Annotated in this window: 23 protein-coding genes; 3 read left to right on the forward strand and 20 right to left on the reverse strand. The window is 67.4% G+C overall.

Annotated features, from left to right (window positions below):
• Positions 1–83 precede the first annotated feature (83 nt).
• The 20 genes from ABIA71_RS04850 to ABIA71_RS04945 all read right to left on the reverse strand — a co-directional run bounded on the left by ABIA71_RS04850 (position 84) and on the right by ABIA71_RS04945 (position 21378).
• Positions 84–674, reverse strand: coding sequence for a PilZ domain-containing protein (locus ABIA71_RS04850; protein WP_354283574.1), 591 nt, complete (start codon positions 672–674; stop codon positions 84–86).
• Positions 671–979 carry a hypothetical protein gene (locus tag ABIA71_RS04855; RefSeq protein WP_354283576.1) on the reverse strand — a complete coding sequence of 103 codons (309 nt, stop codon included), beginning with the start codon at positions 977–979 and terminating at the stop codon, positions 671–673. The genes ABIA71_RS04850 and ABIA71_RS04855 overlap by 4 nt, the downstream gene beginning before the upstream one ends.
• Complete coding sequence (gene fliS / locus ABIA71_RS04860) at positions 979–1395, reverse strand: flagellar export chaperone FliS (RefSeq protein ID WP_038688455.1); 417 nt, start codon at positions 1393–1395, stop codon at positions 979–981. The genes ABIA71_RS04855 and fliS overlap by 1 nt, the downstream gene beginning before the upstream one ends.
• A 133-nt stretch (positions 1396–1528) precedes the next feature.
• Entirely contained in the window at positions 1529–2911 is a 1383-nt protein-coding gene (gene fliD / locus ABIA71_RS04865) for a flagellar filament capping protein FliD (protein ID WP_128095946.1), read from the reverse strand.
• 451 nt (positions 2912–3362) lie between these two features.
• Complete coding sequence (locus ABIA71_RS04870; protein ID WP_354283579.1) at positions 3363–4535, reverse strand: flagellin; 1173 nt, start codon at positions 4533–4535, stop codon at positions 3363–3365.
• A gap of 79 nt (positions 4536–4614) precedes the next feature.
• On the reverse strand, positions 4615–5772 hold the full coding sequence (locus ABIA71_RS04875; RefSeq protein ID WP_159496698.1) for a flagellin: 1158 nt from the start codon (positions 5770–5772) through the stop codon (positions 4615–4617).
• Positions 5773–5859: 87 nt separating this feature from the next.
• Positions 5860–7050 (reverse strand): flagellin, encoded by a 1191-nt coding sequence (locus ABIA71_RS04880; RefSeq protein ID WP_354283581.1) that lies wholly within the window; start codon positions 7048–7050, stop codon positions 5860–5862.
• A gap of 72 nt (positions 7051–7122) precedes the next feature.
• On the reverse strand, positions 7123–8289 hold the full coding sequence (locus ABIA71_RS04885; RefSeq protein ID WP_354283583.1) for a flagellin: 1167 nt from the start codon (positions 8287–8289) through the stop codon (positions 7123–7125).
• An 836-nt stretch (positions 8290–9125) separates the two neighbouring features.
• Positions 9126–10328 (reverse strand): flagellar hook-associated protein FlgL, encoded by a 1203-nt coding sequence (flgL, locus tag ABIA71_RS04890; RefSeq protein WP_128097569.1) that lies wholly within the window; start codon positions 10326–10328, stop codon positions 9126–9128.
• Positions 10325–12205, reverse strand: a complete 1881-nt coding sequence (gene flgK / locus ABIA71_RS04895) for a flagellar hook-associated protein FlgK (RefSeq protein WP_128097570.1) — start codon at positions 12203–12205, stop codon at positions 10325–10327. Before flgK ends, flgL begins: the two co-directional genes overlap by 4 nt.
• Before the next feature lie 8 nt (positions 12206–12213).
• Positions 12214–13437 carry a flagellar assembly peptidoglycan hydrolase FlgJ gene (gene flgJ / locus ABIA71_RS04900; RefSeq protein WP_354283586.1) on the reverse strand — a complete coding sequence of 408 codons (1224 nt, stop codon included), beginning with the start codon at positions 13435–13437 and terminating at the stop codon, positions 12214–12216.
• Position 13438: 1 nt separating this feature from the next.
• Positions 13439–14536 (reverse strand): flagellar basal body P-ring protein FlgI, encoded by a 1098-nt coding sequence (locus ABIA71_RS04905; RefSeq protein ID WP_354283754.1) that lies wholly within the window; start codon positions 14534–14536, stop codon positions 13439–13441.
• A gap of 127 nt (positions 14537–14663) precedes the next feature.
• Positions 14664–15356: a flagellar basal body L-ring protein FlgH gene (gene flgH / locus ABIA71_RS04910; protein ID WP_354283587.1), complete on the reverse strand. Its 693-nt coding sequence runs from the start codon at positions 15354–15356 to the stop codon at positions 14664–14666.
• A 23-nt stretch (positions 15357–15379) separates the two neighbouring features.
• Positions 15380–16165, reverse strand: a complete 786-nt coding sequence (flgG, locus tag ABIA71_RS04915) for a flagellar basal-body rod protein FlgG (protein WP_038688435.1) — start codon at positions 16163–16165, stop codon at positions 15380–15382.
• A 106-nt stretch (positions 16166–16271) separates the two neighbouring features.
• Entirely contained in the window at positions 16272–17024 is a 753-nt protein-coding gene (locus ABIA71_RS04920; protein ID WP_354283589.1) for a flagellar basal body rod protein FlgF, read from the reverse strand.
• A gap of 32 nt (positions 17025–17056) precedes the next feature.
• Entirely contained in the window at positions 17057–18280 is a 1224-nt protein-coding gene (gene flgE, locus ABIA71_RS04925; protein WP_128097572.1) for a flagellar hook protein FlgE, read from the reverse strand.
• Positions 18281–18312: 32 nt separating this feature from the next.
• A complete protein-coding gene (locus ABIA71_RS04930) occupies positions 18313–18996 on the reverse strand; it encodes a flagellar hook assembly protein FlgD (RefSeq protein WP_354283591.1) in 684 nt (227 codons plus the stop codon).
• Between the two features lie 26 nt (positions 18997–19022).
• The gene (gene flgC, locus ABIA71_RS04935) at positions 19023–19430 is read right to left on the reverse strand and encodes a flagellar basal body rod protein FlgC (RefSeq protein ID WP_128097574.1); all 408 of its coding nucleotides are present in this window, start codon (positions 19428–19430) and stop codon (positions 19023–19025) included.
• A 3-nt stretch (positions 19431–19433) separates the two neighbouring features.
• Positions 19434–19829, reverse strand: a complete 396-nt coding sequence (gene flgB / locus ABIA71_RS04940) for a flagellar basal body rod protein FlgB (protein ID WP_038688427.1) — start codon at positions 19827–19829, stop codon at positions 19434–19436.
• A 598-nt stretch (positions 19830–20427) separates the two neighbouring features.
• Positions 20428–21378: a chemotaxis protein gene (locus ABIA71_RS04945; RefSeq protein ID WP_038688425.1), complete on the reverse strand. Its 951-nt coding sequence runs from the start codon at positions 21376–21378 to the stop codon at positions 20428–20430.
• Between the two features lie 105 nt (positions 21379–21483).
• Between ABIA71_RS04945 and flgA the strand changes: the two genes are divergently transcribed.
• The 3 genes from flgA (at position 21484) to ABIA71_RS04960 (ending at position 22881) form a co-directional block, all read left to right on the forward strand.
• A complete protein-coding gene (flgA, locus tag ABIA71_RS04950; RefSeq protein WP_128096652.1) occupies positions 21484–22134 on the forward strand; it encodes a flagellar basal body P-ring formation chaperone FlgA in 651 nt (216 codons plus the stop codon).
• Positions 22135–22243: 109 nt separating this feature from the next.
• Complete coding sequence (flgM, locus tag ABIA71_RS04955) at positions 22244–22546, forward strand: flagellar biosynthesis anti-sigma factor FlgM (RefSeq protein ID WP_354283594.1); 303 nt, start codon at positions 22244–22246, stop codon at positions 22544–22546.
• Positions 22547–22548: 2 nt separating this feature from the next.
• The gene (locus ABIA71_RS04960) at positions 22549–22881 is read left to right on the forward strand and encodes a flagellar protein FlgN (RefSeq protein WP_502961046.1); all 333 of its coding nucleotides are present in this window, start codon (positions 22549–22551) and stop codon (positions 22879–22881) included.
• The last annotated feature ends 109 nt before the right edge of the window (positions 22882–22990 follow it).

Below are 22990 nucleotides of genomic sequence, written 5' to 3' on the forward strand. Positions count from 1 at the left end.
TTAACGGAGTGGCGGCCTACCGCCAAGCCGAACCCGTCACGGTGTGCAGTGCCGGCCGCCGGCCGGCGCCCCCTCATGGCCGCTTACGGGCGACGCTCGGCCAGCCGCGCCTGGGCGATCTGGCGCCGATGCAGGCGGAACAGGTGGCGTTCCAGCGCCATTTCCAGCGCATCGCTCATCGGCTCGAAGCGCAGCCAGAGGAAGTGCGCGCCGGCGCCGGTGGCTGCTTCGGCCAGCACGGCGACCGGCAGGTCGATATGGTCGGGCAGCCAGTCGCAGGGCTGCAGGCGGATCACGCCCAGGCTGCCCACCGCGGCACCGCTGCGTGCGCCCTGTTCCAGCCGGATGCCCCGGCGCGACCAGCGCAGCGGGCGCAGGTCCAGGTCCTGGGCACTTTGCCGCACCAGCCGGCCCAGCAGCACCATGGTCAGGTCCAGCTTGGCCTCCAGCCGCTGCATCTGCGCGCTGGATTCGCCGCGGTCGTCGTGGCCGTCGTCGCTGCGTGCATCTTCCACCAGCGCCACGCTGCGCAGCAGGGTTTCAGCACTGCCGGGGCGGATCACCGCACTGCCCAGGCGGAACTCGGCCGGCAGCGCCACCTCGCAGCTCAAGGTTTCATCGAACAGCTCGCTTTCGGCCGGATGATGGATGGCCGCGGGGCGCGCGTCGTTCATGCCAGCGACTCCGCAGTGAGGTAGGCATGCGCCGCGCGGTTGGCGTTGGCACCGTGGCGCAGGTGGCGGCCGGCTTCGTCGCGCTGGCTCATCATCATCACCATGATGCGCTGCTGGCGGCCTTCCAGGGCACTCAGGCCGGCCACATCGTCAAGCGCACCCGGCTGGGCCAGGAACCGCCCCTGGTTGACGTGCAGCGTGTCCAGGCAGTCGCTGGCGCGCTCGTGGTCGTCGGCCAGCAGCGCGGTTTCCAGCGTGTCCAGCTCGGCGTTGAGGTCGGCCAGGGTGAGCAGGGTGGCCGCCATTACAGCGCGGCCTGTGCGGGCACGCGCTGGTCGCGCGGGATCGCGTTCCAGGCGGCGTCGATTTCGCCCAGCAGCTCCAGCGATTCGCGCAGGGCTTCGGGGTCGTTGTGCAGGTTGGCTTCGGTCAGCCGCTGCATCACATAGTCATACAGCGCCGACAGGTTGCCGGCGATCTCGCCGCCGGCCTCGTGGTCGAGCGAGCCGTTGAGGTGGCCCACGATCGCGCAGACTTCGCCGATCGCCTTGCCCTTGCGGGCCTGGTCGCCGCCTTCCAGGCAGGCCTGGGCCAGGCGGACGCGTTCCAGCGCGCCGGCCAGGAGCAGGGCGACCAGCTTGTGCGGATCGGCGTCGGTGATCGCGCTCTGCACGCCGACCTGCCGGTACTGCTCGGTGAATTGACGGTTCGAACCGTACATCAATCATGTCTCCTTCGTGCGGGGCCGCGTGCCTCGCGAGGTCTGCGGCACCGGGGGTGGAGCCTGCGTTGGTACTGCGTCGGTACCTGTATCGGCAGCGTGCGCGGTTAACTTGAGCACGCTGCCGTATGGATCAACCGGCCAGCTGGCTGAGCTGCGCGCTCAGCGAGGAGGTGGTCTGGCTGAGCTTGCCCATCAACGTATCCAGGGCCAGGAACTGCTTCTTGTAGCGCTCTTCCACGCCGGCCATGCGCACGTCCAGGGCCTTGCGGCGCTTGTCGATGTCGGTGAGGGTGGCATTGATGCTCTTGGTGCGCGAGACGAAGGCGCCTTCCTTGCCCACGGTGGTGCTGGTGTAGCCATCCACCATGTTGAACAGCTTGGCGGCCGCGCCGTCATCACCGGTCAGGGCCTGGCGCACCGCGCCGGCCTGGTTGACCAGGGCCGCTTCGAACTTGGTGGCATCCAGCACCAGGCTGCCATCGGCATTGGGGTAGGCGCGGGTCTGCAGGCCCAGCGTCTTGGGGTCCAGGCCGGCTGCGGCCAGGTCCTTGAGCACGCCGCCCATCATCGCGCGCAGCTGGCTGGACGCGCCGCGCATCTGCGCATCGCCGGTCAGCGACGACGGCTCCTTGTTCTCGATGTCGTACTTGGTGGCCGTGTTGATGGCGCTGATGGCGCCGTTGTAGGCGGTCACGAAGTCCTGCATGACCTTGCGTGCGGCGGCCACGTCGGTGCTGACCGTCACCGTGCTCTTGCCGGTCTTCTTCAGGTTCAGGGTCAGGCCCGGCACCACGTCGGTGACGGTGTTCTCGCTGGCCACCACTTCCACACCATCGATGGTCAGCTTGGCATCGGCCGCCGGGGTGCGCTCGGACATGCTGGCCGCCAGGGCGGTCAGGTCGGCATTGCCGGCGCCCGCGCTGAGCTTGATGGCATTGGCGGTGCCGGCCTTTTCCTGCGAGATCGACAGGAACTGGTTGTCGCCCGAGGCGATCAGCGTGGACTGCACGCCCAGGCTGCGGCCGGCCTTCTCGATCTTGGTGCGGATCGAGGAGAGGGTGTCATCGGCCTCGACCTGGATTTCCAGCGTCTTTTTCTTGTCGCCCACGCCGACGTCCAGCGTCAGGGTTCCGGCGCCGAAGGTCTTGGTCTTGGGCACGGAGGTGTCGGCGATCCACTTGTTGGCCGTGGCCAGCTGGGTAACGTCGATCTCGTGGCTGCCGGTGGCCGCGGCGTTGGTGCTCGTGACCGTCAGGATGTCGTCGGTGCCGCTCTTGGTCGCACTGACCAGGCGGGCATCGAACGCGGTGGAGGCCTTGAGCGCCTTGAGCGAGGTGGTCAGCAGGTCGAACGCGGACTTGACCGTGCCGACCGCCGACAGCTGCATCTTGGCCTTGGACTGCTGCAGGTTGAGCGCGTTGTCCGCCGGCTTGCGGTCGGCCGCGACCAGGCTGGCCACCATGCCGGAAATATCCAGTCCCGAACCGATGCCACCATAACCAAAGTCAGCCACGTTGTTTCTCCTGTCTGTGAGCCGCCGCGGGGGTGCCGCGTGGCCGTGCCGTCAACGAATGTAGCGGCCGTAGCCGCCGGGTCTTTAGAACCACGTTGATGCAGGAGTTGTGCCACTGGGTTGGCGCGGAAGAATGGCACGCGCTTTGCAGGGGTATCCGGGCGGGACGCAGCATGGGTCCGGCCGGGGGTCTGTAAAAAACCCTCCTCCAATGTAGAGGAGGGCTCAGGCTACTGAAAAAGCGGGGGGAGACGAAGCCACCCGGGATGTTCAGTCAAACTAACAGCGCTGATAACGGTTCTGCCGCAGGGGCGGGCCATGGCCACGGGGATGTGGCTGCCGGGAGAGAGAGTCCGGCCCATGGCCATGGCCCGTTCCTGCGTGACGTTTGAACGGATGTTTCGGGCTTTGCCCGCGCCGCCGGCGGTTGCCGGCGGCGTGGACGCGTGGATCAGCGCAGCAGGCTGAGCACGTTCTGCGGCACCTGGTTGGCCTGGGCCAGCATGGCCGTACCGGCCTGCTGCAGGATCTGGGTGCGGGTCAGCTCTGCGGTTTCCTTGGCGAAATCGGTATCGCGGATGCGGCTACGCGAGGCCGACAGGTTCTCCGTGGAGGTCTGCAGGTTGGCAACGACCGAGGTGAAGCGGTTCTGGATGGCACCGAGGTCGGCGCGGGTGTTGTTGATCGCACCCAGGGCCTTGTCGACGATTTCCAGCGCCTGCTGGGCACCCTTCACGGTGGACACGTCGATCGCATCGGCGAACTGCTTGGTGCCCATGGTGACGGTGCCAGCGCCGGCCACGTCGGTCGAGAAGACCGTCGCTGCGCCGTCCTTGTCCACGCTGTCCTTGACCGAGGTCAGGGTCACCGCGCCGGTTGCATCGGCTTCGGCGTAGACGCCGGTTTCACCGATCTTGGCGTTGATGTGGGTCGCCAGCGCCTTGCCCGCAGCCACTTCGTTCTCGGCGGCGGTGCCGACGCTCTTCATGTCCAGCTTGTCGAACTTGACTTCGGTGCCCTTGCTGTCGGTGATGCTGAACGCGGCGATGGCCACGTCGGTATCGTTGGCACCGGTCACCTTGGCAACGGTAGCGGTGGCGAACTGCGCGCCGCCCAGGGCGTTGGTCTTGGCATCCACCACCTTGTCGATGGCAATGGCCTGGCCGGCGTTGGCGCCCACCTGGAACAGCTGGCTGGAGAACGAGCCATCCAGCAGCTTGGTGCCGTTGAAGTCGGACTGCTTGGCGACGCGGTCGATTTCGCTGACCAGCTGGGTCACTTCGGCCTGCAGGGCCTTGCGGTCACTGGCCGAGTTGGTGGCGTTGGACGCCTGCACCGACAGTTCGCGGACGCGCTGCAGGTTGTTGCCGATTTCGGTCAGCGAACCTTCTGCAACCTGGGCCAGCGAGATGCCGTCGTTGGCATTGCGGATGGCCACGTCGGTGCCGCGGATCTGGGTGCCGAAGCGCTCGGAGATCGCCAGGCCGGCGGCATCGTCCTTGGCGCTGTTGATGCGCGAACCGGACGACAGGCGCTGGATGGTGGTGGCCAGCGAGCTGCCGGAGGTGCTCAGGTTGCGCTGAGCATTCAACGACATCGTATTGGTGTTGATGACTTGTGCCATGGTGTTTCCTTCGGGCGTACGTGGAGCGTGGTGCGGTGGAAGCGGCGCCGGTTGCCCGGCGCCTTCGAATCACGCGGGATCAGCGCAGCAGGCTGAGCACGTTCTGCGGCACCTGGTTGGCCTGGGCCAGCATGGCCGTACCGGCCTGCTGCAGGATCTGGGTGCGGGTCAGTTCTGCGGTTTCCTTGGCGAAGTCGGTATCGCGGATGCGGCTACGCGAGGCCGACAGGTTCTCCGTGGAGGTCTGCAGGTTGGCCACGACCGAGGTGAAGCGGTTCTGCACGGCGCCCAGGTCGGCGCGGGTGTTGTTGATCGAGCTCAGGGCGTTGTCGACCAGCGACAGGGCCTTCTGCGCACCGGTCACCGTGGACACGTCCAGGTTGGCGACATTGGCGGTGGTGACAGCGGCATCGGCCGTCTGCGCAAAGCCAGCCGCGCCGGTCAGGGTGATGTCGCCGTCGGCCATGGCCACGCCGTCCTTGACCTGGGTGACCACGATCTTGCCCGTGTCATCCAGCTCTGCCAGCACGCCGGTTTCGCCGAGCTTGGAGTTGATGGCGGTGACGGCAGCCTTGTTCTGGTCGGCCACGGTCGCGCCGCTCTTCAGCTCGATCTTGTCCAGCGTGACGGTGGCCGAACCGACCTTGATGGTGCCGGTCAGGGTGGCATCGGCGGTCAGGGCGGCCGTTGCATCAGCCACCTTGCCGGTAGCGAAGGTCGACGTACCCAGCTTGGCGGTCGTGGCATCGACGATCTTGTCGATGGCGATCGCCTGGCCGGCGTTGGCACCGACCTGGAACAGCTGGCTGGAGAACGAACCGTCCAGCAGCTTGGTGCCGTTGAAGTCGGACTGCTTGGCGACGCGGTCGATTTCGCTGACCAGCTGGGTCACTTCGGCCTGCAGGGCCTTGCGGTCGCTGGCCGAGTTGGTGGCGTTGGACGACTGCACGGCCAGTTCACGGACGCGCTGCAGGTTGTTGCCGATTTCGGTCAGCGAACCTTCGGCAACCTGGGCCAGCGAGATGCCGTCGTTGGCATTGCGGATGGCCACGTCGGTGCCGCGGATCTGGGTGCCGAAACGCTCGGAGATGGCCAGGCCAGCTGCGTCGTCCTTGGCGCTGTTGATGCGCGAACCCGACGACAGGCGCTGGATGGTGGTGGCCAGCGAGCTGCCGCTGGTGCTCAGGTTACGCTGAGCATTCAACGACATCGTGTTGGTGTTGATGACTTGTGCCATGGAAGTTCCTTCAGGCGTGGGTGGAGCGTTGGACGTCGGTGTCGATGCCGGCGCCGGTCACGCCGGCGCCGACACTGCAGGCGTGGATCAGCGCAGCAGGCTGAGCACGTTCTGCGGCACCTGGTTGGCCTGGGCCAGCATGGCCGTACCGGCCTGCTGCAGGATCTGGGTGCGGGTCAGCTCTGCGGTTTCCTTGGCGAAATCGGTATCGCGGATGCGGCTGCGCGAGGCCGACAGGTTCTCCGTGGAGGTCTGCAGGTTGGCCACGACCGAGGTGAAGCGGTTCTGCACGGCGCCCAGGTCGGCACGGGTGCTGTTGATCGAACCCAGCGCCTTGTCGACGATCTCCAGGGCCTGCTGGGCACCCTTGACGGTGCTGACATCCAGGTCGCTGGCGAACTTGTTGGCCGGGGCGGCGGTGGCCAGCGTGGCGGTGAAGGTCGGTGCGGTGGCGCCGGTCCAGGTACCCGGGGTGGCGGTGATCGCCTTGAAGGTGCCGTCGGCGTTGGTGCTGTCCTTGACCGAGGTCAGGGTGACACCGGTGGTGCCGTTGACTTCGGCGTAGACGCCGGTTTCACCGATCTTGGCGTTGATCGCGCTGACCAGCGCTTCACGCGAGGCCTTGCCGGTGTCGGCAGCAGTGGCACCCTGCTTGACTTCGACAGCGGCGATATCGACGCCGTTGATCTTCATGCCGGAGGTCTTGAAGTCGGCATTGGTACCCGGATCGGCCAGCGCCAGTGCGTTGGAGTCGAACTTGGCGCCGCCCAGTGCGTTGGCCTTGGCGTCCACCACCTTGTCGATGGCGATCGCCTGACCGGCGTTGGCGCCGACCTGGAACAGCTGGCTGGAGAACGAGCCGTCCAGCAGCTTGGTGCCGTTGAAGTCGGACTGCTTGGCCACGCGGTCGATTTCGCTGACCAGCTGGGTCACTTCGGCCTGCAGGGCCTTGCGGTCGCTGGCCGAGTTGGTGGCGTTGGAGGCCTGCACGGCCAGTTCACGGACGCGCTGCAGGTTGTTGCCGATTTCGGTCAGCGAGCCTTCTGCAACCTGGGCCAGCGAGATGCCGTCGTTGGCATTGCGGATGGCCACGTCGGTGCCGCGGATCTGGGTGCCGAAGCGCTCGGAGATCGCCAGGCCAGCCGCGTCGTCCTTGGCGCTGTTGATGCGCGAACCGGACGACAGACGCTGGATGGTGGTGGCCAGGGAGCTGCCGCTGGTGCTCAGGTTACGCTGAGCATTCAACGACATCGTGTTGGTATTGATGACTTGTGCCATGGGAAGAGGTCCTTGAGCGGTTGCACGTGATTTGGGTTAGACGCTCATGACGTGCTTCAGGAGCGGCTCATGTCAGCGCTGCAACAGGCTGAGCACGTTCTGCGGCACCTGGTTGGCCTGGGCCAGCATGGCCGTACCGGCCTGCTGCAGGATCTGGGTGCGGGTCAGCTCTGCGGTTTCCTTGGCGAAGTCGGTATCGCGGATGCGGCTGCGCGAGGCGGACAGGTTTTCCGAGGAGGTCTGCAGGTTTGCGACGACGGAAGTGAAGCGGTTCTGGATGGCGCCGAGGTCGGCGCGGACGCTGTTGACCGACTCCAGTGCCTTGTCGACAATTTCCAGGGCCTTCTGTGCGCCGACGTAGGACGAGACGTCCAGGTCCTGCACGAAGCTGGAGGTGGCGGTGGCGGCAACCGAGCTGGGGGCGGCGGCGGTGGAGTCGGCCAGGCCCAGCTGGGCGGCGCCGTCGATGACCAGGTCGCGGTCGGCCTGGACCGAGGTGAGCTTCAGGCGGTGGGTGTCCGGGGTGCCGGCGGTGGTGACCACTTCGGCATAGACACCGGCTTCGCCGATCTTGCTGTTGATCTGGGCAGCGGCGGAGGCGGCAAACTCGGCGGTGGTCTTGCCGGTGATGGTGCCGATGGCGGCGCCGTTGATGGTGACGCCGGCCAGGTCGGTGATGGTGGCGACGTCGGCGGTGCTGTTCACGGGGGCGGCGAACTTGGCGTTGCCCAGCGAGCTGGCCTTGGCGTCGACGACGTTGTTGATGGCGATGGCCTGGCCGGCGTTGGCGCCGACCTGGAACAGCTGGCTGGTGAAGCTGCCGTCGAGCAGTTTGGTGCCGTTGAAGTCAGACTGCTTGGCCACGCGGTCGATTTCGCTGACCAGCTGGGTGACTTCGGCCTGCAGGGCCTTGCGGTCGCTGGCCGAGTTGGTGGCGTTGGAGGCCTGGACGGCCAGTTCGCGGACGCGCTGCAGGTTGTTGCCGATTTCGCTCAGGGAGCCTTCGGCGACCTGGGCCAGCGAGATGCCGTCGTTGGCATTGCGGATGGCGACGTCGGTGCCGCGGATCTGGGTGCCGAAGCGCTCGCTGATGGCCAGGCCGGCGGCGTCGTCTTTCGCGCTGTTGATGCGCAGACCAGACGAGAGGCGCTGAATGGTGGTAGCGAGCGAGCTGCCGCTGGTGCTCAGGTTGCGCTGAGCGTTGAGCGACATCGTATTGGTGTTGATTACCTGTGCCATGGGTCGTCTCCCTTATTGGAATCCCGGTGGTGAATGGAACGAAGCGCCGCCGTTTTTTTTGTTTGGCTGTGTGCTTCGCTGTTGCCAAATCAATAACGGCGCTTTGTCAACAACCTTTAGGCGGAAATTTCGCTGGGGTTGCCGGTGCTGCCGTCCGGGGCCTTGGCTGTGCACCCCGATAGAAGGGTTAACGGCGCGGGAGGCAGAAATTGAAGGGGTTTTCACGCCAAACGCCGGGCGCGGGGGCGCCCCGTAGAGCCGGGCTCTGCCCGGCTTGCATCTACGGCCAAAGCCAAGCGCCGCATCGGCCACGTCCTGGGAGGCCCGGGTGGGTTGGCGGGACACGCCGTAAACCCCGCTCCGCGGTCCGGCCCAGCCGCTGGCGGCTGGGCGTTCAGCCGCATGCGAGGCAGTGCCTCGCGAGCAATGCGCCTTCACCCATGGGGGCTCGTGGGCGCCATCCATGGCGCCCAACGGTCCCGCCAACCCACCCGGGCCGGCCCTTCCTGGGTAGATCGGCGCGCAAGCAAGGGGCGGTAGAGCAGGGGCGGTAGAGCAGGGCACCGGCTGCGGCTTCGATACGGTCAAGGCGCCCGCAAACCACACGTTCCGACGCGGCATGACGCCGGTAGGGTCGGTTCCCAAACGACTGCCGATACCCTGCATCGGCGCGACGAACGCATGCTGCGCATCGAAGAAGGCTCGCGCGCTCAGGCGCGCGGAATCCCGCCAGACGTTGGCTGCGGCGCTGGCGCATTTGATGACGCCCAACGAAAAAGGCCGCGATGCTGTTCGCATCGCGGCCTTCGGACCTTTCGGTGTTTCGTAACGCGCTGTCAGCGCAGCGTGTTGAACAACGACATCTGCTGCATCTGCGAGAACAGGGTCTGCGCGGCCTGCAGGGCGGTGCTTTCCAGCTGGTACTGGCTGATGGCGTCGGCGTAGTCCAGGTCGCGCATCTGCGAGAGCGTGCCCTTGAGGGTGACGGTGTTGGATTCGCGCATGTCCGCGGCATTGTCCAGCGCCTTGAGCTGGGCACCGCCGGCGGCGCGTGAGTCGATCATCCGTTCCGAGGCGCGGGCCACGTCGCGCAGGCCACTTTGCAGCAGGTTCTGCTGGGCGGCGGACTGGCTGGCGCTGCCGGTGTCCATCTTCAGGGAGCCGATCAGGCTGTCCAGGGTGCTGAAGATGTCGCGGCTGGTGGCGGGGCTCACGTTGAAGGTGTCGCCGGCGGCCGGCTTGCCATCCACGTGCAGGCGCACGCCATTGAGCACCAGGTCGTCGCCGGCCTTCATGGTGCCGGTGGACACCACGGTGCCGGTGTCGTCGAGCAGTTCGTACTGGTCGGCGGCGGTGAAGCGCACGCTGAAGGCCTTGCCGTCCCAGCTGTTGCTGCCGTCGCGGGTAACGTTGGTCAGTACGCCGGTGCCGGTGTTGCCGGTGGCCGCCGCACCATCCACGTGGCCATCGCCGGTGCCGATGCGCAGGAATATCTCGCTGCCGGGCAGGGCGTCGAGCACGTAGGTATCCGGGCCCACTTCCACCTGGCGCTGGTTCTGGTCGCCGTTGTAGACCACCTTGCCGTCGACCTGGCTGAAGGGCGGGCTGCCGTCGGCGGTGCCGCCGAACAGGTAACGGCCGGTGCCGTCGGTGCTGTTGGCCAGCGCCAGCAGGTTGCTGCGGATCGCCTCGATTTCGGTGACCATCGACTGCTTGTCGGCCGCGGCCAGCGCCGGATTATTGGCATAGATGGTGAGCTCGGTGATGCGGCCCATCATGTCACCGACCTGGGCCAGCGCGTTTTCCTGCAGGCCCAGCCGGTTCTGCACGTTGCCGGCGTTGAGCTGCATGCGGTCCAGCGAGGCCAGCGTGCGGTCCAGGCCCACGGCGGCGCCGGAGGCGACCGGGTCGTCCTTGGCGGTCACCAGGCGGCGACCGGTGGCGATCTGCTGTTCCAGGTGGCTCATCTTGGCCTGCTTGGCCATCATCAACGAGACCGACTGGCTGAACATCATGCCGGTGGAAATACGGTTGTTCATCGGCCTACGGCTCCGAGGATGGTCTGGAACATGGTGTCGGCGGTGGAGATCAGCTGCGAGGCGGCCTGGTAGGCCTGTTGCAGCCGCAGCATGTCGGCGGCTTCCTCATCAAGGTTGACCCCGGAAATCGAATCGCGCGCGGACTGCGCCTGGTCGGTGATGACCTGCTGGGCCTGCAGCGAGTAGTCGGCCGAGCGTGCGGCGGCGCCCACCTGGGTGGTCAGCCCGCCAAGGGCGCCGCTCAGGGTAACGGTGCCGTCGTTGAACGCCTTGGCCTGTTCCACCTTCGCCAGCAGCAACGCGTTGCTGTTGTCCGACGAGCCGGCCGGGGTCGGCCCGATGGTGAAGGTGTCACCGGTCTTGGGCGCGCCGTCGAGCACGAAGCTCCAGCCGTTGGCGCTGATGGTCTGGCCGGCGGTGTAGGTGAACGGGCCGGCGCCATCCAGCGTGTACTGGGTGCCACTGGTGAACACGATCGCGGCCGGGTTGCGCAGGGCGGCGTTGCCGTGGTCGGTCACCTTGACCCCGGTCAGCTTGCCGGTGCCGCTGTTGGCCAGCGCCGCGGTGCCCTTGATCGGGGCAGCGGCGGCAATGCGCGAGGTGTCGGTGATGGCAACCGACATCGTGCCGGCCACGCCGGCGGTGGGCTGCAGCAGCATGCGGTCGTTCGGCGCCGGGGTGCCGGTCATCACCAGCTCCACGCCATTGAGCACCAACGGGTCGGTGGCGGTGCCGGTGCCGGTCATGGCGATCGCCACGCCGGTGTCGGCGCGGCTGGCCTGCCACTGGGTGCCATCGAACTTGAGCACCACGTTCTGCCCGTCCAGCTTGGACAGGTCGCCGAAGCTGGCGGTCATGCTGGCGGTCCCGGCATTGCCGGCATGGCCGGTGATGCGCGGCGCGCCGATGTTGAAGAAGTCGCCGCCCAGGTTGCCGTACAGGTCCGCGCCCTGGCGGTGCACGTCGTTGAAGCTGCTGGCCATGCCGATCGCCAGCTTGCCCAGTTCGGCCTGGGTGGGGGTCAGCACGGTGTCGCGGAACTCCAGCAGGCCGCCGATCTGGCCGCCCAGCGTCTTCGATTCCAGGGTGATCTTCTGGCCCGCGCTTTCCAGCGCCAGCTGCAGGCGCTCGGGCATGTACGGGTCGGATACGGTGGTGACCTTGGACGCGGTGGTGCCCACCACCAGTGCCTGGCCGCCGGCCGTGTAGACGTTCATGATGCCGCCGTCCTGCATCACTGCGTTGCCGCCGGTGTAGCCGACAAGGTTGGCGATCAGCTGGTCGCGGCGGTCGAGCAGGTCCGGCGCGGCGTTGGCCGCGTTGCCACCAATGGCGCCGTTGAGCTGCGCGATTTCCTTGGCCAGCCGGTTGATTTCGCTGGCGCCGGCGATCAGGCCGTTGTTGACCTCACCGTTGAGCGTGTTGAGCTGGCCGTTGAGCTGCTGGAAGCGGTTGGCCAGGGTCTTGCCACCGTCGAGCATGTTCTGGCGGTCGGCGGTGCCGGAGGCGTTGGAGGACAGGCCGCTGACGGTATCGAAGAAGCTGGACCACACCCCGGCCACGTTGGTGGCGGTATCGGAGAACATCGCATCGACCCGGTCGGCCATGCTGGACAGCTGCTTCAGCCGCGCCAGTTCGCCGCTGCCGTCGAGCAGCCGCGAGATCGCCAGCTGGTCGGCCACGCGGCGGATGTCGCTGATGCGCGTGCCATTGCCCACGTCGCCATAACCGAAGTTCTGCGGGTTGGCGGTGGCGAAGTCGACCTTCTGCCGGCTGTAGCCGGGCGTGTTGATGTTGGCGACGTTATGGCTGGTGGTCGCCAATGCCCGCTGGAAGGCGAGCAGGGCGCTGGTGCCGGTGGAAAGTACGCTGGACATGGGTTACCTCAACGACGGATGACACCCAGCCCGGTCGGGCTGGCGGTGCTGGCAAAGGTGCGGCCCAGCTGCTGGCTGGCATCGCCCACGGCGGCGATGGCGCGCTCGATGGTCGGGCCGCCGGCGATCGCGGCGATCTTGGCCGCATAGCTGGGATCGGTGGCGTAGCCGGCCTTCTGCAGGCCCTGGGCAAAGCCGCGGACGTCGCCGCCGGCCTGCAGCGCGTTCTGGTAACGCGGACTGTTCTTGAGCAGTTTCACGTAGTCGGCAAAGCTGTCGCCGACCGAGGTGTAGGCGCGGAAGCTGGCAGTTTCGTTGCGGCGCACGCCGTCCACATATTCATGCGTGCCGCTGCTGGCGCGCTCGCCGCTCCAGCCGGTGGCCTTGATCCCGAACAGGTTGTGCGAGCTGCCGCCGCCGTTACGCTGCACCAGCTTGCGGCCCCAGCCGGTTTCCAGCGCGGCCTGGGCGACCAGCGCCTTGGCGTCCACGCCCAGTTCGCGTGCGGCCTGCTGCGCATGGCCCCAGATGCTGGCCACGAAGCCTTCCGGGGTGTGCGGGCCGAGCTTGGCGGCGGCGGTGTTGGCCGCCAGCGTGTCGACCGCGCCCGGGCCACGCACGGTGTCGTTGACGCCGCTCCAGCGGTCGTTGGCCAGCGCCGCCCAGTTCTCCTGGGTGGGCTCGCTCACGCCCGGCGGCGTGGCATACGGATCGCTGCGCCCGATCGCCTCGTGCATCTGGCTGCTTTCGCGCCCGGCGATCAGGTCCAGCGCGCGCTCCATTGGCTGCAGCACCGCCGACGGATCGGCGCCGCGCAGTTGCTGCAGCAGGTCCACTTCGCTCGGCGCGGTGGCCGGGGCGGTGCCGGTGGGCAGCGCCATCGGCGTGGCGGCGGGCGCGTTGAGCCGGTAGGCACGCAGCGCGGCGGCCGGGTTCAGCGCGGTGTCGGTCGGCTTGGCTGCGTCGGCCTCGGCGCCGCCCAGCTGGCGGGTGATCATCGCCGACAGCCCCAGGCCGCGGCCACGGGTCATCGCTTCGGCGATCTTCTTGTCGTACATCTCGCGGAACATGGTGTTTTCGGCGGGAAACAGCGAATCGCCGAAGCTGGCATCGCGCATGCTCTTGACCAGCATCTGCGCGAACTGGCCTTCCAGCTGGCGCGCGACCTTGTCGACCTTGGCCGGGCTGTTGGCCTGGGCCGGATTGAGTTCCAGTGCGGGATTGATGCGCATGTCAGATCACCTCGAGTTCGGCGCTCAGCGCGCCGGCCTGCTTGAGGGCTTCCAGGATGGCGATCAGGTCGCCGGGGGCCGCGCCCACCGCGTTGACCGCGTGCACGATCTCGTCCAGCGTGGTGCCGCCGGTGAACTTGAACATGCGGCTGCCATCGTTGGTGGCGGTGATGGTGGACTGCGGCGTGGCCACGGTCTGGCCATTGCCGAACGCGTTGGGCTGGCTGACGTTGGTGTTCTCGTTGATGGTCACGGTCAGCGAGCCATGCGAAATGGCCGCCGCGCCCACCCGCACCTGCGCGCCGATCACCACCGTGCCGGTACGCGCGTTGACCACCACCTTGGCCGGCGCACTGCCGGGGGTGAGTTCCAGGTTCTCGATGCGGGCCAGCAGGCCGATGCGCGCGCCCGGGTCGCTGGGCGACTGCACCGACACCGTCACCCCGTCGATCGCCCGCGCGGCGCCGTCGCCGAAGGCGTTGTTGAGTGCGGCGACCATGCGCGACACCGTGGTGAAGTCGTTCTTGTGCAGGTTCAGGGTGATGTCGCCGCCGCCGTTGAACACGTCCGGCAGGGCGCGCTCGACAGTGGCACCGTTGGGAATGCGGCCCACGCTGGGCACGTTCACCGACACCCGTGAGCCGTCCTTGCCCTGCGCGCCAAAGCCGCCGACCACCAGGTTGCCCTGGGCGATCGCGTAGACCTGGCCGTCGGCACCGCGCAGCGGCGCCATCAGCAGCGAGCCGCCGCGCAGCGACACCGCGTTGCCGATCGACGACACGGTGATGTCGATCGGCTGGCCCGGCTTGGCGAACGGCGGCAGCTCGGCGTGGATCGCCACGGCGGCCACGTTCTTCAGCTGCGGGTTGACGTTGGCCGGCACGTTGACGCCCAGCTCGCCCAGCAGGTTCTTCAGGCTCTGCACCGTGAAGGGTGCCTGGCTGGTGCGGTCGCCGCTGCCATCCAGCCCGACCACCAGGCCATAGCCCACCAGCGCGTTGGTCCGCACGCCGCCCACCTGGGCCAGGTCCTTGATGCGCTCGGCAGACGCCGGGGCAACCACCGCGAACACGGCCAGCAACACCAGCACCGCGCGCATCGGGTAGACCGACGCCGCGCGCCGCTGCCGTACCGCGAAGAGCGACGGCATGCGTCGCTGCTGTGCCGCGTAGAGCGACGTCATACGTCGCTGCCCGAACAGGGAGAAGGAAAAGGTCATGTCAGGCTCAGAACGGCGTCAACGCCGAGTTGAAGAAGCGGCTCAGCCAGCCCATGGCATTGGACTGGGCAACCGGGCCGCGGCCGCCGTAGACGATGCGGGCATCGGCAACGCGGCTGGACGGAATGGTGTTGTCGGGGAAGATGTCCGCGGCGCGCACGATGCCCTGCACCTGCACCAGCTCATCGCCCTGGTTCAGGCGCAGGTTCTTGGCGCCCTGGACCACCAGGTTGCCGTTGGGCAGGCGCTGCACCACCGTGACGGTCACGCTGCCCTGCAGGCGGTTGCTCTGCGCGCTGGTGCCCTTGCCGGTGAAGTCGCGCGAACCGGCCGCGCTGGCGGCCAGGATGTCCTTGCCGCCCAGCGTCACCGGTGCGCCGAACAGGGTCGGGGTGCCGATGCTCAGCTCCGATTCCTTGGCCGTGGTGGTGTTGGCGGTGGTCTGCGCGGTGGTGCTTTCGGTCAGGGTGATGGTCAGCAGGTCGCCGACGTCACGCGCGCGGCGGTCCGAGTACAGCTGCAGGCCGGGGCCGGCGGCGTAGATCGCGCCGGCGGTGGCCTGCGCGGTGGGCGCCATGATCGGGGTGATCGGCGCCATCGCGGGATAGGGCCGGACATCGCCGGCGATGACGCAGCCGCCGAGCAGGGCGACCACGGAGCTGGCAAGCAGCAGGCGAAGGGTAGGGCGCAGGGGCGACATGGCAATGCTTCCGGTTCGGCCGATCAGACGTTCTGGTTGAGGTAACCGAGCATCGCGTCGGTGGTGGAGATCGCCTTGGCGTTCATTTCGTAGGCGCGCTGGGTTTCGATCATCGACACCAGCTCTTCGACCACGTTGACGTTGCTGCCTTCCAGCGCGCCCTGCACCACGCCGCCCAGGCCGTTCAGGCCGGGGTTGCCGTTCTGTGCGGGGCCCGAAGCGGTGGTTTCCAGGAACAGGTTTTCACCGCGTGCCTGCAGGCCGGCCGGGTTGACGAAGTCGGTCAGGGTCAGCGCGCCGATCTCCACCGAGGCGGCGTCGTCGGCCATCTTCACGCTGATGGTGCCGTCGGTGCCGATCGTGAGCGACTGCGCGCCTTCGGGAATCTGGATGCCCGGCTGCACCGGGTAGCCGCTGTTGGTGACCAGTTCGCCCTGCTGGTTGCGCTGGAACGAGCCGTCACGGGTATAGGCCGAGGAACCGTCGGGCATCTGCACTTCGAAGAAGCCGCGGCCGTTGACCATCACGTCCAGCGCGCGACCGGTCTGCTGCTGGCTGCCCTGCTCGAAGTTCTTCGAGGTGGCCACCACGCGCACGCCGGTGCCCAGCTGCAGGCCGGTGGGCAGCTGGGTCTGCGCCGAGGACGCGCCGCCGGGCTGACGCACCTGCTGGTACAGCAGGTCTTCGAAACTGGCACGGTCCTGCTTGAAACCGGTGGTGTTGGTGTTGGCGAGGTTGTTGGAAACCACCGACATGCGCGTCTGCTGCGCATCCAGTCCGGTCTTGGCGATCCACAATGCCTGGTTCATGGCGATGTTCCTTTGTCTGTTGCGGGTGGCCGCATGCGGCGGCCGTTACAGGGAGCGAATGCATGGCGCGTGCCAGAACCGCGCCGGAAAGCCGTCACCGGGGCGATCAGCTGCCCAGGCGCAGCAGGCTGTTGGCGCTGCGGGCGTTGTCGTCGCCGTGCTTGATCACCTTCACCTGCATCTCGTACTGGCGTTGCAGCTGGATCATCTGCACCAGCGCGCCGGCAGCATCCACGTTGCTGCCTTCCAGCTGGCCGCTTTCCAGCGACTTGCCCTGGGCCTGCACGAACGGCTGCTGCGGATCGGTGTTGCGCATCAGCCCGTCCAGGCCGCGCTCCAGGCGTTCGTCGGCGGCGGCGACCACGCGGATCCGACCGATGTTGGCCATGGTCTGCGGGCCTTCGCCCAGCGGAATGATCGAGATCGTGCCGTCGTTGCCGATGTCCATCGCCTGGTGCGGCGGGATGGCGATCGGCGCGCCGTTCTCGTCCAGCACCGGATGGCCGCCGGCGGTCACCAGCTGGCCATTGGGCGTGATCGAGAGCGCCGCACCACGGGTGTAGGCTTCACCGCCCCCGGCCGGCGCCTGCACTGCGAGCCAGTTGCCCGACTGCAGCGACAGGTCCAGCGGGTTGCCGGTGATCTGCTGCGCGCCCATGCGCCGGTTGAAGCCGGCGTCGACGTGCAGGGCGTCCACGCGCGAGGCATAGCCGGTGCCCTTGATCGGGAAGGCCTCGGTGTTGGCGAGGGCTTCCTTGAAGCCAGGGGTATCGGTGTTGGCCAGGTTGTGCGAGAGCGTGCCCTGTGCCTGCAGCGACGCACGTGCACCGGTCATCGCTACGTAGAGCGCCTTGTCCATCGTCTTGTTCCCGTGATGCGGTCAGTGGCTCATCAACGGATGTTGATGATGGTCTGGGTGATCTGGTCCATGGTCGAAACCATCTGCGAATTGGCCTGGAAATTGCGCTGGGCCGTGATCATGTTGACCAGCTGCTCGGTCAGGTCGACCGTGGAGGCTTCCAGCGAACCGGCCTGGACCTTGCCCAGGTTGGAGCTGTCCGGCGCGCCGGTGCGCGGGGTGCCCGAGCTGAAGGTTTCCACCCACAGGTTGTTGCCCTTGGCTTCCAGGCCCTGAGTGTTGTTGAAGGTGGTCAGTGCCACCTGGCCCAGTGCCTTGTCGTCGCCGTTGGAGTAGCGCGCGTAGACCACGCCGTCTTCGGACACGGTGATCTCGTTGAGCTTGCCGGCCGCGTAGCCATCCTGCTGGGTGTTGCGCAGCGCGAACTTCTCGCCGTACTGGGTGGACCCGGAGATGTCCAGGGTCAGCGCCAGCTGGCCGGCGCCGGTGCTCGGGGTGAACGGGGTCAGGGTGATCTGGCCGTTGGCCGGGGACGTCAAGGCGCCGGCGTTGTTGAAGGTCAGCGTGGTGGCAGCGCCGGCAGCCTGACCGTCCACATAGTTGTAGACCTGCCATTCGTTGGGATTGGCGGTCTTGACGAAGTACGAGGTCTGGGTGTGGCTGACGCCCAGCGAGTCGTACACGGTGATGCCGCCGGTGGACTGGCTGTAGCTGTTGGAGTCGGTCGGGCTGAACGGGTTGACCGTGGGCACCTTGGCGTCGGCCGGCAGGGTGAAGCTGACGTTGACCTTGCTGGTCTGCTTGGGCGGGCTGTCGGTGGTGAGCAGCTGCAGGTCGACCAGGCGGCCGGCATCGAAGTTGGTGCCATCGGCGTTCGGCGCGAACACCTGCAGGCGCGCGCCCTGCGGGTTGGTCACGTACCCGGCCTGGTCGGTCTGGAAGTTGCCGGCGCGCGAGTACACGCGGGCGCCGTTCATGGACATGGTGAAGAAGCCCTCACCGGAAATGGCCATGTCCAGGCTGCGCCCGGTCTGTTCGTTGTTGCCCTGCGAGAACTGCTGGGCCACGTTGGTCAGGCGCACGCCCTGGCCGATGGCATTCTTGGACAGGCCGTAGCTGGTGGCCGAGAACAGGTCGGCGAACTCGGCGCGCGACTGCTTGAAGCCGGTGGTGTTGACGTTGGCGATGTTGTTCGCGGTGACGTTCAGATCGGCATTGGCAGCGTTGATGCCGGACAACGAGACATTGAAGCCCATGGGATTGCTCCTGGTATGCGGGGTGGGGCGGCTCAGCTGATGCGGAGCACGTAGTCGATCGGGGCCGTGCCCAGGCCCTTGAGGTTGAGGTACAGCCCGTCGGAACCGACGGTGACGCTCTCCACCGGGGCTTCGACGTAGGTGTTGGCCTTGGTCTTGGCGCCGGCGCTGTCGGTGAAGGTGGCGGCGAGGGTGTAGCTGCCGGCCGGCATGCGGTTGCCGTTGGCGTCCTTGCCGTCCCATTCGAAGGTGACTTCGCCGGCGGCCTTGGCTTCCACGCTGATCGTGTTGACCTTGACCCCGTTGGCATCGGTGATGTCCACGTTGACGAAGCCGGCGCCGGGCGCGGCGACCATGCCGTTGGTGGCGCCTTCGGCCTCCAGCGACCACTTGGTCGAGGGAATCAGCACGTCGTGGCCGACCAGCGCGGCACCGCGCAGGATCTGGTCGCCGGACATCTGGTCCTGGAAGCCCTTCACGGTGGTGTTGAGGTCGGTGATGCCCTGCACCTGCGACAGCTGCGCCATCTGCGCCACCATCTGGGTGTTGTCCATCGGCTTGAGCGGGTCCTGGTGCTGCAGCTGTTCGGTCATCAGGCGCAGGAAGTCGGCCTGGTCCAGGGTGCTTTTCTTCTTGCTGGTGTCGCTGTTGGGTGCGTTGAGGCCGAGCGCGGAATAGATATCGCTGCCCTGGCCGACGCCGCTGGTGCTGCTCATGACGGTATGTCCTGTGGAATGAAGGGTCAGCGACCCATGGTCAAGGTGGCCAGCGCCAGTTCCTTGGCGGTGGTCAGCATTTCCACGCCCGCCTGGTAATTGCGCGAGGTGGAGATGAGGTTGACCATCTGCGCGACCGGGTCGACGTCGGGCTGGTAGATATAGCCATCGCCATCGGCGAGGGGGTGGCCGGGCTCGTAGCGCTTGATCGGCGCGGCGTCGCTCTGGCTGATTTCCTTGACCTGGACGGTGGTGATGTTGGGGTCGGTGCGGCTGGTGACCGACTGGAAGATGGGTTCGAGCGGCTTGTAGACGGCCTCGGCCGAGCCGGACACGGTGTCGGCGTTGGAGAGGTTGGAGGCGATGGTGCTCATGCGCACGGACTGGGCCTGGAGGGCCGAGCCGGCGATGTCGAAAATGGGGAGGTTGCTCATGGCTTATTGGCCTGTGATGGCGGTGAGCATGGAGCGCACCTTGGATTCGACGAAGCTGAGCGAGGCGCGGTATTCCAGCGCGGCGCGGCCGTAGGCGGCCCGTTCGGCGTCGGGGTCGACGGTGTTGCCGTCGATGCTGGGCTGGACGCCTTCCTTGGCAATCTGGAAGGGGTTGAGGCCGCCGCCGATGGCGTAGTGCTGTTCGTTGGTGGTTTTCATGAGGCCGTTGCTGTCCAGGCCCTGGGCATTGCGCAGGGCGGCATCGAAGTCGAGGTCCTGGGCCTTGTACCCGGGGGTGTCGGCATTGCTCAGGTTGCTGGCGATCAGCTTCATCCGCTGCTCGCGCAACGGCATGGCCTGGGCATGGACCCCCAGATAGTCGGAAATCAGATTGGGCATGGCGCGCTCCCACGGGACGATGGGGGGAGTGGTGCAAGGGCTGTGCCAGTCGGCGCGTTGTTTCTGCGTGTGGCGCGGGCCGGCAGAGCCCGCCGGGACACGCCGTAAATCCGTCCCTGGAGGCTCGTGGGCGCCATCCATGGCGCCCAACGGTCCCGGCGGGCTCTGCCGACCCGCGCCCGGACGTGTCTGCGTCGCAGGAAGGAAGGGCACAGCCGGCTTCGCGAAGGGGGGTAGTGCCGGCCGCTGGCCGGCAACGCCTGCCGCGCAGGCGCGTAGCGCCGGGCTCTGCCCGGCTGCGTCACCTCACGCCCACAAAAAAGCCCAGCGGGCGCTGGGCGTGATGATGAAGCGATGCCGCAGTGTACCGGCGAACGGAATGAAGGAGCGCCACGGTAGAGCCGAGCGTTGCTCGGCTGCTTCACCTCAGCCCCAATAGATAAGCGGGCGCCGACCCACTGTCGGGGGGGGGGGGGGGTGGGGTTGCGGGGCCCTGAGCCGCATGGATGCGGCGACGGAGCTTACACGGACGTACTTGCAGCGTGCCCCGCGGCCCCACCCAGCCCGACCCACCCTCAGCGAACCAACCGCCGCGCTTTCAAGCCGCCATCGCCACCTTCCGCAAACGATCCAGCACGAAATCGGCCAGTTCGTGCGGGGAATACTTGGCCACGAACGCGTTGGCGCCCACCCGCTCGACCATCGCGTTGTTGAATACGCCCGACAGCGAGGTATGCAGCAGCACGTACAACCCGGCCAGGCCGGGGTGGCGACGGATTTCCGTCGTCAGCGTGTAACCGTCCATCGCCGGCATCTCGATATCCGAGATCACCATCGCGTAGCGCTCGGCCGGGTTCTCGCCCGAGGCGTGGATCTGGATCAGGTGGTCCAGCGCCTGCTTGCCATCGGAGAGCAGCGTCGCGCCCACCCCCAGCTGGTCCAGCACGCTGCGGATCTGCTGACGCGCCACCCGCGAATCGTCCACCACCAGCACCTGCAGCTGCGGCCCGTCGGAGGGCAGCGACTGCGCCAGCGACGGGTCCAGCACCGCCTCGCCGCGCACCTGGGCGATGTCGGCCAGCACGCTTTCCACGTCGATCACCTGGATCAGCTCGCCCTGGAACCGCGTGACCGCCGTCAGATAGCTCGACTCGGCGCCCAGTTCCGGCGGCGGGTGGATGTCTTCCACCGCGATGTTGACGATCCGTTCCACCCCGCTGACCAGGAAGCCCTGGATCGACCGGTTGAACTCGGTCACCACCAGGTAGCCCGGCGCCTTGTCCGCGTCCGGTTCCCGTTCGGGGTGGCCGATCGCCAGGCCCAGGTCCAGCACCGGTACCGAGCGGCCGCGTACATCGGCCACGCCGGCGAACTGGCTGGGCAGCCCGGGGACCTGGAACAGGTCCGGGCGGCGCAGGACTTCCTGCACCTTGAAGACATTCACGCCAAAAAGCTGGCGTCCGCCGAGCCGGAACAGCAGCAGGGCCAGACGATTGTGGCCGGCCAGGCGCGTACGCTGGTCGATGCGGTTGAGCAGGTCATGTGACATGGAAGGGGTATCGGCGCCAGCGCGGTCGACTTGAGGGTCCGGCAGACCGGCGTCCGGCACGGCGCTTGCAGGACGCTGCGCATGTGCCTTGCCCCTGGAGCCGCCATGCGTTGGATCATCCTTGCCCTGCTTGCCGTTGCCGGCGCGCCTGCGTCTGCCGCCGGTGCCTGGCAGCCGGTGGACAGCATCCGCGCCGCCGCGCTGTCGACCCTTCCGGCCGGCAGCGAGGGCGACACCACCCTCGATTCGGCGTTGCGCCTGCCCGTCTGCGGGCAGGGCCTGCGCGCCCAGCCCACCGGCACCAGTACCGTAGAAGTAAGTTGCCCCGATGCCGGCGGCTGGCGGTTGTTCGTGCCGGTCAAGATCCGCCGCAACCAGACCGTGCTCATCCTCAACCGCGGCATCGGGGCTGGAGAAACCATCGCCCTGGCCGATATCACCACTGCCCAGCGTGACGTGGCCCGGATTGCCGGGGCGGCGCTGGCCGATCCGGCCGCCGCGGTCGGGCGGGTTGCCCGGCGCACCTTGAGTGCCGGCAGCCTGCTCGCCGCCAACGACCTGGTCGCCCAGCGCCTGGTGCGCCGGGGCGACAGCGTGGCGCTGGTCTCGCGCTTTGGCGGGGTGGAAGTCCGCGTGGCCGGCAAGGCGCTGGCTGATGCCGGTGAAAATGAACGTGTTTCGGTGGAGAATCTGTCCTCACGCAAGGTCGTGCAGGGTACGGTGGCCACCAACGGCGACGTTTTTGTGACGCGCTGAGCACATTGCTGAACCTGCGGCGGAATTCGTCAAAAAAACCGCAGAACCCCCTAAAGATGGCGGTCCCCGTGCCGTTATCCCTTGTGAACCGCATTCCCAGGACAACTTCATGAGCCAGAAAATCGACGGCAACCTGCAGGCCACCGCCCATCTGCGCAGCGTCGCGCTTGGCAGCAAGCCTGCAGCCAGCACCGATTCCCCGACCCGTCCGGTCGAGGCTGCCGACAGCCTGCGCCTGACCGGCGAGGCCACCAGCCTGCAGGCCATGCAGCGCGAACTGAGCACCGCTCCGGCCATCGATGCCGGCCGCGTGCAGGCCGTGCGCGAGTCGCTGCAGAACGGCACCTACAAGATCAACCCCGATGCCATTGCCTCGCGCATGCTCGAGCTGGACCAGCAGCTGCAGGGATGAACCTGGCGATGAGCGAGCCATTGCAGCGCCTCAGCGATGCCTTGGACGTCGAACGCCAGGCATTGGTGGAGCATGACGTGCATGCGTTGATCCGCGCCACCGGGGCCAAGCTCGACGCGCTGCGTGCGCTCGAGGCCACGCTGCCGGTCGGGCAGGGCGAACGCCTGCAGGAGCTGGCCGAGCGCAACCGCGCCAACGGCGTATTGCTCTCCCGCCGCCGCCGCGAGGTCAACTGGGCGTTGCGCCAGTTGGGCCGCAGCGAAGCCTCCTCGGCGTACGACGCCAAGGGCCAGGCCAACATCCTGCATACGCGGCGGCCGCTGGCCGTCGCCTGATCCGGCCCCTGCGCGGGCCGCTGCGCGTGCACGGGCTGCCGTCACGCGGGTCAACGCGTATATTGGGCGCCTGTTTAGACTGCCCGATGTGACCGTGACCGCTTCTTCC

Source organism: Stenotrophomonas sp. 2619 (genome assembly GCF_040548725.1).
In the GTDB taxonomy this organism is placed as follows: Bacteria; Pseudomonadota; Gammaproteobacteria; order Xanthomonadales; family Xanthomonadaceae; genus Stenotrophomonas; species Stenotrophomonas maltophilia_AP.

Excerpts from the sequence above, each read along its gene's own strand:
- ABIA71_RS04850 (WP_354283574.1), bottom strand. The coding sequence starts at position 674 with ATGAACGACGCGCGCCCCGCGGCCATCCATCATCCGGCCGAAAGCGAG.
- ABIA71_RS04855 (WP_354283576.1), bottom strand. The coding sequence starts at position 979 with ATGGCGGCCACCCTGCTCACCCTGGCCGACCTCAACGCCGAGCTGGAC.
- fliS (WP_038688455.1), bottom strand. The coding sequence starts at position 1,395 with ATGTACGGTTCGAACCGTCAATTCACCGAGCAGTACCGGCAGGTCGGC.
- ABIA71_RS04870 (WP_354283579.1), bottom strand. The coding sequence starts at position 4,535 with ATGGCACAAGTCATCAACACCAATACGATGTCGTTGAATGCTCAGCGC.
- ABIA71_RS04875 (WP_159496698.1), bottom strand. The coding sequence starts at position 5,772 with ATGGCACAAGTCATCAACACCAACACGATGTCGTTGAATGCTCAGCGT.
- ABIA71_RS04880 (WP_354283581.1), bottom strand. The coding sequence starts at position 7,050 with ATGGCACAAGTCATCAATACCAACACGATGTCGTTGAATGCTCAGCGT.
- ABIA71_RS04885 (WP_354283583.1), bottom strand. The coding sequence starts at position 8,289 with ATGGCACAGGTAATCAACACCAATACGATGTCGCTCAACGCTCAGCGC.
- flgL (WP_128097569.1), bottom strand. The coding sequence starts at position 10,328 with ATGAACAACCGTATTTCCACCGGCATGATGTTCAGCCAGTCGGTCTCG.
- flgK (WP_128097570.1), bottom strand. The coding sequence starts at position 12,205 with ATGTCCAGCGTACTTTCCACCGGCACCAGCGCCCTGCTCGCCTTCCAG.
- flgJ (WP_354283586.1), bottom strand. The coding sequence starts at position 13,437 with ATGCGCATCAATCCCGCACTGGAACTCAATCCGGCCCAGGCCAACAGC.
- ABIA71_RS04905 (WP_354283754.1), bottom strand. The coding sequence starts at position 14,536 with ATGCGCGCGGTGCTGGTGTTGCTGGCCGTGTTCGCGGTGGTTGCCCCG.
- flgH (WP_354283587.1), bottom strand. The coding sequence starts at position 15,356 with ATGTCGCCCCTGCGCCCTACCCTTCGCCTGCTGCTTGCCAGCTCCGTG.
- flgG (WP_038688435.1), bottom strand. The coding sequence starts at position 16,165 with ATGAACCAGGCATTGTGGATCGCCAAGACCGGACTGGATGCGCAGCAG.
- ABIA71_RS04920 (WP_354283589.1), bottom strand. The coding sequence starts at position 17,024 with ATGGACAAGGCGCTCTACGTAGCGATGACCGGTGCACGTGCGTCGCTG.
- flgE (WP_128097572.1), bottom strand. The coding sequence starts at position 18,280 with ATGGGCTTCAATGTCTCGTTGTCCGGCATCAACGCTGCCAATGCCGAT.
- ABIA71_RS04930 (WP_354283591.1), bottom strand. The coding sequence starts at position 18,996 with ATGAGCAGCACCAGCGGCGTCGGCCAGGGCAGCGATATCTATTCCGCG.
- flgC (WP_128097574.1), bottom strand. The coding sequence starts at position 19,430 with ATGAGCAACCTCCCCATTTTCGACATCGCCGGCTCGGCCCTCCAGGCC.
- flgB (WP_038688427.1), bottom strand. The coding sequence starts at position 19,829 with ATGCCCAATCTGATTTCCGACTATCTGGGGGTCCATGCCCAGGCCATG.
- ABIA71_RS04945 (WP_038688425.1), bottom strand. The coding sequence starts at position 21,378 with ATGTCACATGACCTGCTCAACCGCATCGACCAGCGTACGCGCCTGGCC.
- flgA (WP_128096652.1), top strand. The coding sequence starts at position 21,484 with ATGCGTTGGATCATCCTTGCCCTGCTTGCCGTTGCCGGCGCGCCTGCG.
- flgM (WP_354283594.1), top strand. The coding sequence starts at position 22,244 with ATGAGCCAGAAAATCGACGGCAACCTGCAGGCCACCGCCCATCTGCGC.